Genomic DNA, 16106 nt, shown 5'->3' with positions numbered 1-16106 from the left:
TGAACGAGGAGGATCAACTGCTCTTCAGGCCGGTGGTCTTGTCCTGCTTGATCGCGTCGAACAGGGCCTTCGCCTTCTCGGTGTCCCACTTCACCGCGACGCCGCGGCCGTGGCCGAGTTGGTAGTTGTCGGTGCTGACCGGCACCGTCAGCGTGACGCCGCCGCTGCCGGAGATCGCCCGCATCCCGTTCGCGAACCGGACGAAGTCGAGCAGGCCCATGCTCTTGTCCACGGTCAGTGCGTCGACACCCTTGGTCGCCACGTTGTAGTAGCGGATCGGGTTCAGGAACGTCGACGGCGAGCTGGCCTTCTTCGCGACCGCGCCGACCATCTGCCGCTGCCGCTGGACCCGGCCGAAGTCGTTCTGCCCGTCCGCGTGCCGGGACCGGACGTAGCCGAGCGCGGTCACGCCGTCCAGCTGCTGGCAGCCGGCCGGCAGGTTGATGTGGGCGAGCTTGTCGTCCATTGCCTTGGGCAAGCACATCTGGACGCCGCCGACGCTGTCGATGACCGAGGCGAAGCCGCCGAAGCCGACCTCGACGTAGTGGTCGATCCGCAACCCGGTGACGTTCTCGATGGTCTGGATCAGCAGCGCCGGACCCTTGTTGAACGCGGCGTTGATCTTCTGCTTGCCGGACACGCCCGGAATGTTCACCGCGCTGTCCCGCGGGATGCTGATCAGCACGGTCGGGCCGGACTTCGGGACGTGCATCAGCATGATCGAGTCGGTCCGCGCCGGTCCGGCGTTGCCGCCGGTGTGCAGCTTCGCGCGCTCGGCGCGGGTCAGGTTCTCCCGGGCGTCCGACCCGACCATCAGGTACGTCGTGCCCGGGGTCACGGCCGGCCGGTCGCCGGTCGGCATCGCGTCGATCTTGTCGATCCGGCTCCAGGCGTAGAGCGGGACCGCGATCAGCATGAGCACGAACAGCAGGACGATCAGTCCGACGGTCCGGAGGAACCAGTTGCGCCGCTTCTTCGGGCGGCGCGGCGGCGGGTTCGCGGTTCGCGGGTCGAGGCGCTGCGTTTCACTCATAGCCATGACCGTATCGGTGCCCGGCCCTCAAACACGTCACCCCAGTGAATGGTTTTACACGTCGGAAAGTCGATGGCACCTCCTTCAAAGGGAGGAAATCCGGCCCGCGAGCGAACCGGAGCGCCGGAAGCTGACCGGCGACATCCCTACTCTGGCAGCGAACAGCCGGCTGAAGTACGCCGGGTCGTCGTACCCGACCCGCCGCGCGACCACGCTCACCGCCAGGTCCTCCTCGGCCAGCAGAACCTTTGCACAGCTGAGTCTGGTGGCCAGGATCAGTTCATGGGGAGTTGAGCCGGTCGTACGCCGTACTGCGTCGCGGAGCTCCTTCACTGTGACTCCCAACGCACTGGCGTAGCCCTGCATGCTCATCGGTGTACAGGCGAGTTCAGCAAGTCGTGCCGTGACGTCGTCCTGCGGTGGTGCCTGCTGGCTCAGTACGTCGTACAGCGCGCCTGTGAGCTGTACCGCGTTGTGCTGCTTGCTCACGCGCAGCAGTCGGGTGAATGCGCGGTCGACGGCCTGCGGGTCGGCGTACCGGCGTACTGGCTGGTTGACGTCTAGGTGACCCAATGCGGTGAGCGCTTCGGTGGCTGGTCCGCTGAAGAGCGTCCAGGCCTGGCGCCAGCGGGTTGCGGGGCGGTAGCCGTGCAGGACGCCTGGAAACAGCGTGAGCAGAGCAGGTGCACGTACTTCGAGCAGGTGGCGGTCTGGGCCGTGGAGCAGGTGGCCGTGTCCTTCCTTGACCCACACGAGCGCGTGGCAGCCGAGCGCGCGCTCCGGTGCTGGCCGGGAGGCGTTCGTCTGCTCGCCGGCGCCGAGACAGAAGAGTCCAAGTTGGCGTTCGACGGCGCCTGGGGTCAGGTAGATCGACCAATCATGCACGTCACAAGAGTCCAAGACCCGGGGCCAGGTGTCCATTCCGTTCGGTGTCGGAAGCAGTTGGAATGGAGGTGTGCTGACGTCTAACGGGTATGTGCTGGATGAGCGGCGGCTGGGTGAGCTGGCCGCGGTGCCGGAGGAAGAGCGTGACGATCGGGAGGTACTGCGGGCGCGGCTGCGGCGGGACGGGTACCTGTACCTGACCGGGCTGCTGGATCCCGCCGTGGTGTGGGCGTTCCGCGAGTACTACTTCGGGCTGACGGGTGCTGCCGCGGACAGGGCGGCGTACCGGAGGGTGCTGTTCGAGGAGATCGTTCCGGGGCCGGAGTACGCGGCGTTCTGTACGCAGCCGGCGTTGAAGGACTGGTTCGCGTGGTTCCTCGGCGGGGAGCCGTTCCTGCACCGCCGGAAGATCATCCGGCAGACGGCGCCGGGCGAGAACGGCATCGGTACGGCGACCCAGGCGCACTACGACCTCGTGTACCTGCGGGAGGGGAGCGACCAGGTGCTGTCGGCGTGGATCCCGCTGGGCGACTGCCCGGTCAGCCGCGGCGGCCTGACGTACCTCGCGGGCAGCCACCATCGTGTACTCGCCGACGAGGCGGCCGGCCGGCTCAAGCGTCCGGCGGCGTCCATGACCGCGGACCTGCCCGCTCTGGCGACGGAGTACGACGCCGACTGGCTGGTCGCGAACTATCGGGCCGGGGACGTCGTCGTACACACCGCACACACGATCCATGCGGCGCTCGACAACGTGTCCGACGGCATGCGGCTGTCCACCGACATCCGGTACCAGCGTGCGGACGACGCCGTCGACGCCCGCTGGCAGCAGCACTGGCACGACCGCGACGGCCTCTGACCCGCCCTCTTCTCGCTAACGACAATCATTTCAGTTAAGGTGGGCGCGGACGTGCGAACCGAGTCTGAGGAGAGTCGTGAACCGGAACGAACTGATCAGCGGCGTGGCGGCGAAGGCGGGCATCCCGCGGAACCAGGCCGAGAAGGTCCTCGACGCGCTGGGTGACGTGGTCACCGAGGCCGTGCAACGCGGTGACAAGGTGTCGCTGACCGGTCTGCTGAGCATCGAGCGGGTGCTGCGCGCGCCGCGCACCGGCCGGAACCCGCAGACCGGCGAGCCGCTGGACATCCCGGCCGGGTACTCGGTGCGGCTGTCCTGCGGGAGCCGGCTGAAGGCGGCGGCGCGCGCCGGGCGCTGAGCTTTTCCACAACGCGGCAATACCCGGTCCCTGGCCCGCGGCGAAACAGGTATGTTCGCTGGCAGCAACTCCACTCGTGACAAGGGGCCAGGGATGACAGCAGGAATCGACGGGTCGGCCGCGGTGCGACCGCAGGACGATCTGTACCGGTTCGTCAACGGGGCGTGGCTGGCGGAGCACGAGATCCCGGCGGACAAGGCGATCCACGGCGCGTTCCACGCGCTCTGGGACACCGCCGAGCAGGACGTCCGCGCGATCGTCGAGAAGACCGTCGCCGCCGCGCACCCCGACGGCAGCGAGCCGCGGAAGATCGCCGACCTCTACAGCAGCTTCATGGACACCGAGACGATCGAGCGGCTGGGCGCCGGCCCGATCGCCGACCAGCTCGCGCTGGTGCGGGGCGTCACCGACGTCGCCGGGCTGGTCTCGGTGCTGGGGCAGCTCGAGCTGCAGGGCGTGCCGGGGGTCTTCCACTACTGGGTCGACGCCGACGCCAAGCAGTCCGACCGGAACATCGTGCACCTGACCCAGGGCGGCCTCAGCCTGCCCGACGAGTCGTACTACCGCGAGGACGCGTTCGCCGAGATCCGGACGGCGTACGTCGCGCACGTGGCGAAGCTGCTCGAGCTGGCCGGGCTGGCCGACCCGAGCGGTGCGGCGGAGCGGATCCTCGAGCTCGAGACCCGGATCGCCGGCGCGCACTGGGACCGGGTGAAGGAGCGGGACGTCCAGCTCACCTACAACAAGCTGGACCGGGCCGGGCTGGACGCGCTCACGCCGGGCTTCGACTGGGCGACCTGGCTGACCGGTGCCGGCGTGCCGGAGGGTGCGTTCGCCGAGGTCGTGGTGCGCGAGCCGGACTTCCTGACCGCCGCGGCCGCTGCGCTGCGGGAGGTCGACGTCGACCGGTGGAAGGAGTGGCTGAGCTGGCGGATCGTGCACAACGCTGCCCCGCTGCTGAGCCAGGCGTTCGTCGACGAGAACTTCGCCTTCTACGGCAAGACGCTGACCGGTGCGCCGGAGCTGCGGGAGCGCTGGAAGCGCGGCGTCGGCGCGGTCGAGTCGGCGATGGGCGAGGCGCTCGGCAAGCTGTACGTCGCGGAGCACTTCCCGCCGGACGCCAAGGCCCGGATGGTCGAGCTCGTGCAGAACCTCGTCGCCGCCTACCGGCAGCGGATCGAGGCGCTGGACTGGATGGGCCCCGACACCCGGCAGCGGGCGCTCGAGAAGCTCGGCACGTTCGTGCCGAAGATCGGGTACCCGGACGAGTGGAAGGACTACTCGGCACTCGCGGTCGACCCGGCCGACCTGTTCGGCAACGTCCGCCGCTCGGTCGCGGTGGAGACCCAGCGCGACCTGGACAAGCTCGGCAAGCCGGTCGACCGGAACGAGTGGCGGATGACGCCGCAGACCGTGAACGCGTACTACAACCCGCGGATGAACGAGATCGTCTTCCCGGCCGGCATCCTGCAGCCGCCGTTCTTCGGGCTGGACGCCGACGACGCCACCAACTACGGCGCGATCGGCGCGGTGATCGGCCACGAGATCGGCCACGGCTTCGACGACCAGGGCTCGCGGTACGACGCCGCCGGCAACCTGAACGACTGGTGGACCGACGAGGACCGGGCCGCGTTCGAGCAGCGCACCGACAAGCTCGTCGCGCAGTACGACGCCCTCTCGCCCACCGAGGTCCCCGGCCAGAACGTGAACGGCAAGCTCACGCTCGGCGAGAACATCGGCGACCTGGGCGGCCTGTCGATCGCGTACGTCGCCTACCAGCTGTCCCTCGACGGCACCGAGACCGACGAGGAACTGCAAGCCGGCGCCGAGCGCTTCTTCGCCGCCTGGGCCCACGCCTGGGCAACCAAGACCCGCCCCGAGGAGGCCGCCCGCCGCCTCACCATCGACCCCCACTCGCCGCCGGAATTCCGCTGCAACGCGGTGGTGAAGAACATCGACGTCTTCCACACCACGTACGCCACCACGGACTCCGACGCGATGTGGCTCGCTCCGGACGACCGGGTCCGCATCTGGTGATCAGTAGGTCAACGCCGTGCGGTTGAAGACGTTGGTCGGGTCGTAGGTCGACTTGAGGTCGCGTAGGCGGGTGAGTTTCTCGGGGCTGTACGCGCGGTGGACGGCGGTTGGGTCCTCGTCGGCGATGGTGTTGACGTAGCTGCCGCTGGTGTAGGGCTCGAGGGTGGCTGCGTAGGCGCGGGCCGTGGTGATGCGGTCCGCGTCTTCGGCGGGGTCGGTCCAGTCGTCGCCGGTGGTGAACTCGAGCAGGGCGTCGCGGTGGCTGAACGCCGTCGCGTCGTCCGGTACGTCGGTGATCGCGCCGCCGTTGAGCGTCAACCGGGCTCCGGGCAGGTCCCGGGACAGGAAGGCGTCGACGGCGGCGTCCGGCAGGGAGCGCAGGTAGTGGCCCTTGCAGTACCGGCGCAGGGCGTGCCGCTCGGTGTCGTCGGACTGGGTCTGCAGGTCGAGGTAGCTGACCTCGCGGATCCGCTGCTCGATCGGCCGGCCGATGGCCTGGTACGACGGGATCAGCCGGCGCCCCTCCTCGACGTCGCCCACCCACACGTACCCGATGCTCGCGATCGGCCGGCCGTCGCGGCGGCCTACCCGGGCTACGGGCGTGGCCGCGCGCGGGGTTTCCGCGAAGAGGTCCCGCCAGCCGCGTAACGCCGTACCGCCGTCGGCCAGGTCGTAGTACAGGTCCACGGTCAACGCCTGCGTGCCCACCGGGTGCAGGCGGAACTCGAACTCGGTCACCACCCCGAAGCTCCCGCCGCCACCGCGCAGACCCCAGAACAGATCGGGGTACGACGTCTCGCTGACCCGCAGTACGGCGCCGTCCGCGGTGACGAGCTGGTACGACGCGACGTTGTCGCAGGTCAGCCCGTACGCACGGGCCAGCCAGCCGACGCCGCCGCCCAAGGTGAGACCGCCGACGCCGGTGTGCGAGACGTTGCCGGCCGTCGTCGCCAGACCGTACCGCTGGCTGCCCACGTCGAGAGCGCCCAGCAACGCCCCGCCGCCGACCCGGGCTCGGCGGCTGACCGGGTCGACCTGGACCGTGTCCATGGCGGACAGGTCCAGCAGCAGCCCGCCCTCCACGACGGGCAGCCCGAGGAAGCTGTGCCCGCCGCAGCGGACGCCGATCTCCAGCCCGGCGTCCTGGCCGTACCGGAGCGCCGCCACCACGTCCGCCGTACTCGCACAGCGCGCGATCAGCGCCGGGCGACGGTCCACCATCGCGTTCCACACCGACCGGCCGGAGTCGTAGCCCGCGTCCCCCGGCCGGGTCAGGAGGCCTTCGAACGCCGCGATCGTCATCGCCGGACCACCGCCAGGATCGACGTACGCCGGAACCAGGCGATGACGGCCGCGACCAGCAGGTACCCGAGCGGGATCGCCGGGGACGCGCCGAGCGCGAAGATGTTCGTCAGCGCCGCTCCGACCAGCAGGAACGACAGACCCAGCGCGGCGAGACCGCACAGTCGCGGGACCAGCAGGCCGATCGCGCCGGCGATCTCGAGGACGCCGACCACGTACCGCAACCACTGACCGACGCCCACCGCGTCGAAGATCTCCACCATCACCTGGTCACCCGACAGCTTCGGCAGCGCCGCCATCACGAACATCGCCGCCAGCACCACCTGCACCACCCACAGCGCCACGCTCCCCGTCCGGGCCCTGCGCGCCGTCGTCATCGTCGAGCTCATCACTACCTCCAAGAGTTGATCCGGTACGACGACTCTCGGTCCGGAGGCCCACGGGCCACATCCGTGCCGACCACGGATCCACCACGGAAACCCCACCGATCGGTCATGATGGGGCGCGTGAACGAGGTGTCCGCACGCGAGGCCGAGGTGCTGGCGGCGCTGGCCGCCCATCGGTCGAACGCGCAGATCGCCCACGCACTGCACATCTCGGTACGCACGGTCGAGAGCCACGTGTCGTCGCTGCTCCGCAAGTACGGCGCCACGGACCGTCGCGAGTTGGCCGATCTGGCCGGCGCTCACCAGGCTGCAGCGCCTGGAGTCAGTGGTTTGCCCGTGGGGCGGACGGCGTTTGTTGGGCGGGCCGGTGAGGCGGCGGCCTTACGGGAGGCGCTCGGGCGGGCTCGGCTGGTGACGTTGTTGGGGCCTGGAGGGATGGGGAAGACGCGGCTGGCGGCCGTGGTCGCGGCTGAGGTCGGTGGCGTTGGGGCGTTTGTGGATCTGGTGCCGGTGCGCGACGGGCTTGTGAGCCGGGCTGTGGCGACAGCGTTGCGGTTGGCTGAGCGGCCACACCAGAGCCTGGAGCAGGTTCTTGTCGAGCAGTTGCAGCAGGGGCGCTCGTTACTGGTGCTGGACAACTGTGAGCACCTGGTTGACGAGGTGGCCGAGCTAGCGGAGCAGCTGCTGCGTACGTGCCCCGAGCTGACGATTCTTGCGACCAGCCGGGAGCGCCTAGGCGTACCGGCGGAGACGACCGTACTGCTGCCGCCGTTGGACGCGGCGGCAGAGCTGTTCGCGGATCGGGCGCGCGCCGTCGACCCGGAGTTTGTTGCGTCGGACCAGGAGCTGGCGGAGATCTGTGCGCGGCTGGACGGTATGCCGCTCGCGATCGAGCTGGCTGCGGCGCGGATCGGGTCGCTCGGGGCGGACGGGTTGCGGGCGGCGTTCGACGACCGGCTGCGGCTGCTGGCGGGTGGGCGTGGGATCGATGCCCGGCACCGGTCGCTGGCAGCTGTCATCGGTTGGAGCTACGAGCTGTTGGACGACGCGGAGCGGCTGCTGTTCCGGCGGCTGGCGGTGTACGTCGGTGGGTTCGACCTGCAGGCTGCCAGCGCGACCAGCCCGGAGCTGAGTCGTGGCGAGGTCGCCGATCTGCTGGGGCGGCTGACCGACAAGAGTCTCGCCGTACGGCGGGGTTCGCGCTGGCGGCTGCTGGAGACGATCCGGGAGTTCGCCCGGGAGCAGCTGACTGCTGACGAACTGGCCGTCGCCCAGGAGCGCTGCCTGTGGTGGGCTGCCGATACCGCCACCGCCCTGGAAGGCCGCTTGGACCTGCCCGGCTGGCAGGAGCCGTACGACGAGGTGTCCGCCGATCTCCGCGCCGCGCTGGCGGCGACCGCGGCGGAGCCGGATCAGACCGCGCATCGGCTGGCGCGCGGGTTGGGGCATCTCGGGTTCGCGCGGAGGCAGTTCCGGGAGTCGATCGGGCACTACCGGGCGGCTGCCGATCGGGCGGCGGACGGGGTCGCGGCGGCGTTGGACCTGCGGTCGGCGGCGGATGCCACGCTGGCGATCTCGGATGCGGAGACCGGCGTACGGCTGCTGCTGGACGCGGCCGAGCGGGCGGTTGCTGATGGCAACGTCCGGGCGACGATGCTGGCACTCGCGGTGATCGCGGTGAACCGGTACCCGACCGGATCGCTGTACGACGTCCCCGTCGAGCGCACCGAACACCTGCTGCGGCAGGCGGTCGACTGCACGCGGCCGGGTGACGCGCAGGTGACCGCGCTGCTCGCGACCGCCACGGCGTGGGAACACGGCGGCCGCCGCATCGGTGCCGACGCGGAGCTGGCCCAGGCAGCGGTCGACGCGGCCCGTCGTACAGGCGATCCGGTGCTGATCGCGGGCGCGCTCGACGCGCTGACCGTGGCCGCCGGGAACGCCGGCCGCCTCCGCGACGCCCGCTCGTACGCCGTGGAACGCCTGCAACTGGTCGGCCCGTTGCCACGACACGAGCCGTACGCCGCCGCCGAAATCATTGACGCCTTCCATGTCGCCCCCACCACCGCAACCGCCGTCGGCGACCTCCGCGCCGCCGCCGCAGCAGTCGGCACCCCGCACGATCCGGTGGGGGATCACCCGTACATCTCGTTGCCTCGGTTGATTCGAGTTGCTGCTCTGACCGGGCAGTTCGATGCTTGCGTGTCTCAGGCGGACGAGTTGTGGGAGCGGTGGCGGCGGGCAGGGGCGCCGCCGGTCGAGTGGATGGCGTCGGCGTTGTCGACGGCCGCGATGGTGCACGGGGTGCGGGACGACGGGTTGTTCGAGGTGTGGCAGGGGCGCGCGCTCGAGGTCGCCCGGTGTACCGACGCTGACGATGCGCCGTGGCTGGCGGCGCCGTACACGTTCGTGCGGGCGCGGGTTGCGGTGCAGCTCGGGGCTGTCGAGTTGGCGCCGGGCATCGTACGGCGGGCGTTCGGGGACTTCGCGGAACGCTGGTGGACGCCGTACGCACGGTCCGCTGCCGCCGAACTCGCCGTACTCGCCGACCTGCCCGAGGCCGCCGAGCTGCTCGAAGCCACCGCTCCGGACGCGGCCGAGAACGACTGGGCCGCTGCCTGCCGGACCCGGGCCGGCGCCCGGTTTACCGGTGACCTCGACGGCTTGCTGCTGGCCGCCGAAGGATTCGAGCGCGTCGGGGCACACTTCGAACGCGTCAGCACTCTCGCGCTGCACCCCGACCACGCCGCCGAGGCACAGACCGAACTCGCCGCCCTCGGGGTAGATGGTGGCGGTCGGCAACAAGTGTGAGCCGGTCCGTCGCTAGTTTTGGTCTCGACCTGATTCTTGACGGAGGGCTGATGATGGCGGGTACGCGCAAGCTGATGCTGGCGGTTGCGGTCGTCGCGACGGGGACGCTGGCGGGGTGCTCTGGCGGCGGGTCCGGGACCGCGAGTTCTCCGGCGGCACACGCATCAACCCCTACGAGCACGAGTTCGCCGGGGTGGACGCCGACGGACCCGGGTGGGCTCCCCAGTGATTCGACGACGCCTGTCGCTACGCCGCGACCCACGAAGTCGGTGACCCCGGTGACGGCGAGCACCAGCGGCGTACCGGACGCGTCGGCGATCAGGGCCGCGATGGCGCAGACCGTCGAGGTCAAGCAGCCGAGCGTGCACTTCGTGCCGAGCACCGTGAAGGCCACCGTCCCGGACGGCACCGGCGGCAAACTGACAGCGGTGGTCGGCACCCGTTCGAACGCCGCCGACAGCGGCGGCCAGGTGGTGTTCTTCTTCCACGGCACCAAGTTCTCCGGCTGGGACGGCGACACCGAGACGACCGGCGTGACCAGCCTCGCCGGCGCCGGCCAGGGCGTGTTCACGATCAAGTACACGCACTTCGCCAAGGACGACCCGGCGTGCTGCCCGTCGCTGAAGCCGGTGACGATCCACTGGGCCTGGCAGGACAACGACGGCTTCGCCCCGAGCGGCGGCCCACGCCCGTACGTCGGCACCCCCGTCGCGATCCGCCTGAGGTCTTAGCAGTTCCTCGACAGCCGGTTGGGCCGGGGCATATCGTCCGGAGATGCGGAGATCGTCGGACTTCACGTCGCGTCTCGTGCGGACGACGGCCGCGGCGGGGGAGATGCCGCCGGTCGAGAGCGATCTGCGGCACGCGATCCTGACCGGGGACCAGCCGCCCGGTACGTCGGTGCCGATCGACGAGGTGGCCGCGTTCTTCGGGGTCAGCGCGATCCCGGTCCGCGAGGCGCTGAAGACCCTGTTCGGGGAAGGCCTGGTCGAGCACCGCCCGCACATCGGGTACCGGGTCGCGAAGCTGACGTTCCTGGAGTTCCGCGAGCTGTACGACGTACGCCAGGCGCTGGAGGCCGCCGCGCTGCGCGCCGCCGCCGTGAACGCGACCACCGCCGACCACGACCGGATCCGCGCCACCCACGACTCGCTGGCCGCGGCGAGTGCCGCGGGTGACCGCGCGTACGCCGCCGCGACCCGGCGGTTCCACTTCGCGCTGATCGAGCCGTCCGGGATGCACCGGCTGATCCGGATGTACGAGACCGCCTGGAACATCACCGAACCGGCCCGGCCGATGTCCCGGGTCCCGGCGCACGAACGGGCCGAGTTCCGCACCGACCACGAACGGCTGATCAGCGCGTACGTCGCCCGCGACCTGGAGACGCTGATCGCCGAGTCCGAGCGGCACTACGCCCATCTCAAGTCCGCGATCGCGGAGTTCGCCGACGACCCGGAGTGCTTCGCGGACCCGGTCTGACACCGGCTCCTATATTTGGCCGGCATTTCCTATATTTGACCGTTTTACATGGCGATGCACACTCGGCGTGGCCTAGCTTTCGGTGCACTCGGCCGCGCGATCCCGCGCCGCGGCCAGGCCCCGAGGAGGCCAGCATGGTGACCGAACCCCGTGTGCCCGCGGACATCGTCGACGCGGCCGGCTACCCGTCCCGACCCGGCAACGCGCAGCGTGACTACCACCCGCGCCTGACGAACGCGGACCTCGCGCCGCTGGAGAAGCAGACCTGGCGCAGCTACAACATCTTCGCGTTCTGGATGTCCGACGTGCACAGCGTCGGCGGCTACCTGACCGCGGGCAGCCTGTTCGCGCTGGGGCTGACGAGCTGGCAGGTGTTCGTCTGCCTGATCGCCGGCATCTGCATCGTGCAGTTCTTCTGCAACCTGGTCGCCAAGCCGAGCCAGCAGGCAGGCGTTCCGTACCCGGTGATCAGCCGGGTCTCGTTCGGGGTGCTCGGCGCGAACATCCCCGCCATCATCCGCGGCCTGATCGCCGTCGCGTGGTACGGCGTACAGACGTTCCTGGCCGCCGAATCGCTGAACATCGTGTTCCTGAAGCTCTGGCCCGGCCTCGGTCCGTGGGCGGACGCGCATGTGCACGGGTTCCTCGGCCTGTCGGCGCTCGGGTACGTCAGCTTCGCGATCCTGTGGGTCGCCCAGGCGGCGCTGTTCTGGCGCGGGATGGAGACGATCCGGAAGTTCATCGACCTGGCCGGCCCGGCCGTGTACGTGACGATGCTGCTGCTCTGCGGATACCTGCTGTACAAGTCCCACTTCCACATCGACCTGAACCTGTCCGGGCACAGCCTGTCCGGCTGGGCGACGATCGGCACGATGCTGAGCGCGATCGCGCTGGTGGTCTCGTACTTCTCCGGCCCGATGCTGAACTTCGGCGACTTCGCCCGCTACGGCAACAGCTTCAAGAGCGTCCGTCGCGGCAACTTCTGGGGCCTTCCGGTCAACTTCGTCTTCTTCTCGCTGCTGACCGTGCTGACCGCCGGCGCGACGGTTCCCGTGTACGGCGAGCTGCTCACCGACCCGATCAAGACCGTCGAGCGGATCGACAACACGTTCGCGATCCTGCTCGGCGCGCTGACCTTCGTGACCGCGACCGTCGGCATCAACATCGTCGCGAACTTCATCTCGCCGGCGTTCGACTTCTCGCACGTCAGCCCGCAGAAGATCAGCTGGCGGATGGGCGGCATGATCGCGGCCGTCGGCTCGGTGCTGCTGACGCCGTGGAACTGGTACAACAACGACACCGCGATCCACTACACGCTCGGCATCCTGGGCGCGCTGATCGGCCCGCTGTTCGGCATCCTGATCGCGGACTTCTACCTGATCCGCAAGCAGAAGCTGGTCGTCGACGACATGTTCACGCTCGACAAGGACGGCGCGTACCACTACCGCAAGGGCTACAACCCGGTCGCGATCCAGTCCGTGATCGCCGCCGGCGTCATCTCGGTCGCGTCGGTCCTGGTCCCGCGGTGGATCGGCGAGGCGTTGTGGATCAGCGACTACAGCTGGTTCATCGGCTGCGGCGCGGGCTTCGCGCTGTACTCCGTACTGGCGCGCCGCGCGGGTGTCGCCCAAGGGCAGGCATGATGCGGATCAAGGTCGTCAACCCGAACAGTACGGCGTCGATGACCGCGCTGATCGGCGACTGCGCCCGCGCCGTCGCCGGTCCGGGGGTCACCGTCGACGCGGTGAACCCGCCGCACGGACCGGCCTCGATCGAGAGCCACGCCGACGACGCGTACGCCGTACCGGGGCTGCTGCAGGAGATCGTGGACGGCGAGGCCGCCGGGTACGACGGGTACGTGATCGCGTGCTTCGGCGACCCGGGGCTGAAGGCGGCCCGGGAGCTCGCCCGCGGGCCGGTGGTCGGGATCGCGGAGGCCGGCATGCGTACGGCGGCGTACCTGGGCCGCGGGTTCAGCGTCGTCACCACGCTTGCACGGACGGTCGGGCACGCGCACGACCTGGCCGAGGAGTACGGCGTCGCCCGCCAGTGCCTGGGGATCCACGCGTGCGAGATCCCCGTCCTCGCGCTGGAGACGGATCCGCAGGCACGGGCGAAGATCCTGCGCGCGTGCGAGGAAGCCCTCGCACTGGACGGGTCCGACGCGATCGTGCTCGGCTGCGCCGGGATGGCCGACCTGTGCCACGACCTGTCGGCCGAGCTCGGCGTCAGCGTGATCGACGGCGTCGCGGCCGCGACCACAACGGTCGAGATGCTGGTCCGGCTGCGGCTCCGGACCGGCAAGCTCGGCGAATTCGCCCCGCACACCCGCTATCAGGACGCTTAGGAGGCCATCCAGTTCTGGATGCCTTCGACGGTGCGCGGCATCGCGTCGGAGAGGTTCTCCGGGGTGCCGTCGGTGATCAGGATGTCGTCCTCGATCCGGATGCCGATGCCGCGCAGGTCCTCCGGGACGGTCAGGTCGTCGGCCTGGAAGTACAGGCCGGGCTCGACGGTGAGCACGTACCCGGGCTGCACCGTCCCCTGCCGGTACGTCTCGCTGCGGGCCGACGCGCAGTCGTGGACGTCGAGGCCGAGCATGTGGCTGACGCCGTGCAGCGTGTACCGCTGGTACAGGCGGCTCTCCGGGTCGAGCGCCTCCTCGGCCGACACCGGCAGCAGCTCCATCGCGTCGAGGCCGCGGACGACGACCTCCATCGCGGCCTCGTGCCCGGCGCGGAACGCGGCACCTGGCGTGAGCGCGGCGATGCCGGCGTTCTGCGCGTCCAGGACCAGCTGGTACAGGTCACGCTGGCGCGGCGTGAACTCGCCGTTCACCGGCAGCGTGCGGGTGATGTCGGCGGTGTACAGCTGCCGGTTCTCCACCCCCATGTCGAGCAGCATCAGCGTGCCGTCGTTCACCGGGCCGTCGTTCTCGATCCAGTGCAGCGTGGTCGCGTGCGGGCCGGCCGCGGCGATCGACGTGTACCCGACGTCGTTCCCCTCGGCGCGGGCGCGCCGCCAGAACGTGCCCTCGATCCAGCGTTCACCGTACTGCCGGACCTTGTCCATCTCGGCGAGGACGTCGGAGAACCCGCGGTGCGTGATCGCGACCGCGTCCCGGAGCTGCTCGAGCTCGTACGCGTCCTTCACCAGCCGCAGCTCGGACAGCGTCGCGGCCAGCTCGTTGTCCTTCAGGTCGTCGGTGTGCGCGCCGCTCAGCAGCGAAGCGATCGACTCGTCCTCGTCGCGCCGGACCCGGGTCGGTACGTCGCCCTTCAACGCGTCGGCCAGCTGGTCGACGTGCCGGGTCTCGATCCCGAACTCCTTCGCGGTCTCGGTCAGCGACGGGCGCCGGCCGGCCCACAGCTCGCCGTACATCCGGTCGCGCCAGAACTCCTCGCCCTCGGCGCGGTCGGCGCGCGGGCGGAAATACAGCACCGGGTCGTGGCCGGAGGTGCCGTTCGGCTCCAGCACGAGGACCGCGTCGGAGGTCTGGTTGCCGGTGAGCCACACGTAGTCGGTGTGCGGCCGGAAGACGTAGTCGGTGTCGTTCGAACGGACCTTGTAGGTGCCGGCCGGGATCACCAGCCGCTCGCCCGGGAACGCCTGCGACAGCGCGTCCCGGCGCTTCGCCGCCCACACGCCGACGTCGCTCAGTGACAGATCGTGCCGCTCGGAGTCGGCCCACCCCGAGTTCATGAACGCCCGCAGCTTCGGGCTCGGCTCGTTGTCGTGCGACGCGGTCTTCGGGGCTTCGGCAGCGTTCTCGGTCATCGGCGACCAGTCCTCATCTCGCTACGGTGCAGTTGGTCCCCGCGTAGCGTGCTGCTGTTTGGCAGCGCCTCCGCGGGGTCGGAGCCGATGCGGGTGATCGCATTGTGCTCGTCCACGAAGACTACGCTCGGTGCGAAGACCTTGGCCTCGGCGGTGTCGAACATCCCGTACGCGATCAGGATCACCAGGTCGCCCGGGTGGATCAGGTGCGCCGCGGCGCCGTTGATGCCGACGATCCCGGACCCGCGCGGGCCCTCGATCAGGTACGTCGACAGCCGGTTGCCGTTGGTGATGTCGACGATGTCGACCTTCTCACCCGGCAGCAGGTCCGCCGCGTCCATCAGGTCCGCGTCCAGCGTGCACGACCCGACGTAGTCCAGGTCCGCCTGCGTCACGGTCGCCCGGTGGACCTTCGACTTCATCAGTTCGCGCCACATGAGCGGCAATGATCCGTCGTACCCGACTTGTTGTCAGTGGCCGCAATCACGTCGGCAACTTTCTGTGCTGTTGCGGTGTCTCAACGGGTGCGCTGCCGACGGGGGAGCGCCTGACGAGGGGAACGCACATGAAGCGGTACGGCGTGATGGCAGGGGTGGCGGCGCTGGCGGCGACGGGGGCTGTGCTGCTGGGGACGGCACAGCCGAGCAGCGCGGCCGAGACCCGGCAGCCGGTCCAGTTGACGGCGGCCCAGAGCAGTACGTCGGTGACGTTCGTGAAGCGGTACTTCGAGCGCAAGTACCCGCACGGCTACCTGTCGAACGCCGTACTGCCGAAGACCTGGCGCGAGGTGCACGTCGCCGCGCACGAGACCCGCTTCGACGACACCGCGAACAGCCGGATGATCCGGTTCAACACCTGGTGGGGCCCGCAGACGCCGCAGAACGCGCTGAAGCAGAAGATCGCCGCGCTCAAGGGCACCCGCGGGCTGCACATCGTCGGTACGTCGACCGTCGGCATGCCGTCCACCGCCGGCCAGGGCCGGCTCACCGTCAGCACGATCGTCTACACGTACCGCAGCGGCAGCGTGACCCGCTGGGTGGCCACGCGGTACGTCGCTCAGAACGGCCGGACCCTGACCGACGCCGAGATCACCGTCGCGGGCCGACCCGCCGACAGCAAGACGCTCGGTCTCGTGCTGAACAAGGCGACTCAGACGCTCGTCATCACCCCCTGATCCTGCAG

The 16106-nt window shown here is 69.9% G+C and carries 15 protein-coding genes; 9 read left to right on the top strand and 6 right to left on the bottom strand.

Annotated features, from left to right (window positions below; all coding sequences use genetic code 11):
• Positions 1–13 precede the first annotated feature (13 nt).
• Positions 14–1033, bottom strand: coding sequence for an LCP family protein (locus tag ACQHIV_RS24150; protein ID WP_427885342.1), 1020 nt, complete (start codon positions 1031–1033; stop codon positions 14–16).
• Positions 1034–1117: 84 nt separating this feature from the next.
• Positions 1118–1918 carry a helix-turn-helix domain-containing protein gene (locus ACQHIV_RS24145; protein ID WP_427885340.1) on the bottom strand — a complete coding sequence of 267 codons (801 nt, stop codon included), beginning with the start codon at positions 1916–1918 and terminating at the stop codon, positions 1118–1120.
• A 70-nt stretch (positions 1919–1988) separates the two neighbouring features.
• On the opposite strand from ACQHIV_RS24145, the gene ACQHIV_RS24140 reads away from it, so the two are divergent.
• From ACQHIV_RS24140 to ACQHIV_RS24130, 3 genes are all read left to right on the top strand, one after another.
• Positions 1989–2774, top strand: coding sequence for a phytanoyl-CoA dioxygenase family protein (locus tag ACQHIV_RS24140; RefSeq protein WP_427885338.1), 786 nt, complete (start codon positions 1989–1991; stop codon positions 2772–2774).
• A 76-nt stretch (positions 2775–2850) separates the two neighbouring features.
• The gene (locus ACQHIV_RS24135) at positions 2851–3132 is read left to right on the top strand and encodes an HU family DNA-binding protein (protein ID WP_427885336.1); all 282 of its coding nucleotides are present in this window, start codon (positions 2851–2853) and stop codon (positions 3130–3132) included.
• 93 nt (positions 3133–3225) lie between these two features.
• Entirely contained in the window at positions 3226–5169 is a 1944-nt protein-coding gene (locus ACQHIV_RS24130; protein ID WP_427885335.1) for a M13 family metallopeptidase, read from the top strand.
• Here the strand turns inward: ACQHIV_RS24130 and ACQHIV_RS24125 are convergent, their stop codons facing one another.
• Complete coding sequence (locus ACQHIV_RS24125) at positions 5170–6471, bottom strand: FAD-binding oxidoreductase (protein ID WP_427885333.1); 1302 nt, start codon at positions 6469–6471, stop codon at positions 5170–5172.
• The gene (locus ACQHIV_RS24120; RefSeq protein ID WP_427885331.1) at positions 6468–6860 is read right to left on the bottom strand and encodes a DoxX family protein; all 393 of its coding nucleotides are present in this window, start codon (positions 6858–6860) and stop codon (positions 6468–6470) included. The genes ACQHIV_RS24125 and ACQHIV_RS24120 overlap by 4 nt, the downstream gene beginning before the upstream one ends.
• Positions 6861–6977: 117 nt before the next feature.
• Between ACQHIV_RS24120 and ACQHIV_RS24115 the strand changes: the two genes are divergently transcribed.
• From ACQHIV_RS24115 to ACQHIV_RS24095, 5 genes are all read left to right on the top strand, one after another.
• Positions 6978–9668 carry an ATP-binding protein gene (locus ACQHIV_RS24115; RefSeq protein WP_427885330.1) on the top strand — a complete coding sequence of 897 codons (2691 nt, stop codon included), beginning with the start codon at positions 6978–6980 and terminating at the stop codon, positions 9666–9668.
• Positions 9669–9946: 278 nt separating this feature from the next.
• Positions 9947–10399, top strand: coding sequence for an LppP/LprE family lipoprotein (locus tag ACQHIV_RS24110; protein ID WP_427885328.1), 453 nt, complete (start codon positions 9947–9949; stop codon positions 10397–10399).
• A 43-nt stretch (positions 10400–10442) separates the two neighbouring features.
• Complete coding sequence (locus tag ACQHIV_RS24105) at positions 10443–11147, top strand: GntR family transcriptional regulator (protein ID WP_427885327.1); 705 nt, start codon at positions 10443–10445, stop codon at positions 11145–11147.
• Between the two features lie 134 nt (positions 11148–11281).
• Positions 11282–12790: an NCS1 family nucleobase:cation symporter-1 gene (locus ACQHIV_RS24100; protein WP_427885325.1), complete on the top strand. Its 1509-nt coding sequence runs from the start codon at positions 11282–11284 to the stop codon at positions 12788–12790.
• A complete protein-coding gene (locus ACQHIV_RS24095) occupies positions 12787–13494 on the top strand; it encodes an aspartate/glutamate racemase family protein (RefSeq protein ID WP_427885323.1) in 708 nt (235 codons plus the stop codon). The genes ACQHIV_RS24100 and ACQHIV_RS24095 overlap by 4 nt, the downstream gene beginning before the upstream one ends.
• On the opposite strand, the gene ACQHIV_RS24090 is transcribed toward ACQHIV_RS24095, so the two are convergent.
• Together ACQHIV_RS24090 and panD are read right to left on the bottom strand one after the other, a co-directional pair.
• Entirely contained in the window at positions 13491–14924 is a 1434-nt protein-coding gene (locus tag ACQHIV_RS24090; protein WP_427885321.1) for an aminopeptidase P family protein, read from the bottom strand. The two genes, ACQHIV_RS24095 and ACQHIV_RS24090, sit on opposite strands and share 4 nt — an antisense overlap.
• Complete coding sequence (gene panD, locus ACQHIV_RS24085; RefSeq protein WP_427885319.1) at positions 14921–15361, bottom strand: aspartate 1-decarboxylase; 441 nt, start codon at positions 15359–15361, stop codon at positions 14921–14923. The genes ACQHIV_RS24090 and panD overlap by 4 nt, the downstream gene beginning before the upstream one ends.
• A 128-nt stretch (positions 15362–15489) precedes the next feature.
• On the opposite strand from panD, the gene ACQHIV_RS24080 reads away from it, so the two are divergent.
• The gene (locus ACQHIV_RS24080; RefSeq protein WP_427885317.1) at positions 15490–16098 is read left to right on the top strand and encodes a hypothetical protein; all 609 of its coding nucleotides are present in this window, start codon (positions 15490–15492) and stop codon (positions 16096–16098) included.
• Positions 16099–16106: the final 8 nt, after the last annotated feature.

Origin of the sequence: Kribbella polygonati (genome assembly GCF_050320105.1) — a bacterium.
GTDB lineage: Bacteria > Actinomycetota > Actinomycetes > Propionibacteriales > Kribbellaceae > Kribbella.
Note: the sequence above shows the minus strand (reverse complement) of the source record. Positions and strands in the feature narration are given on the sequence as shown.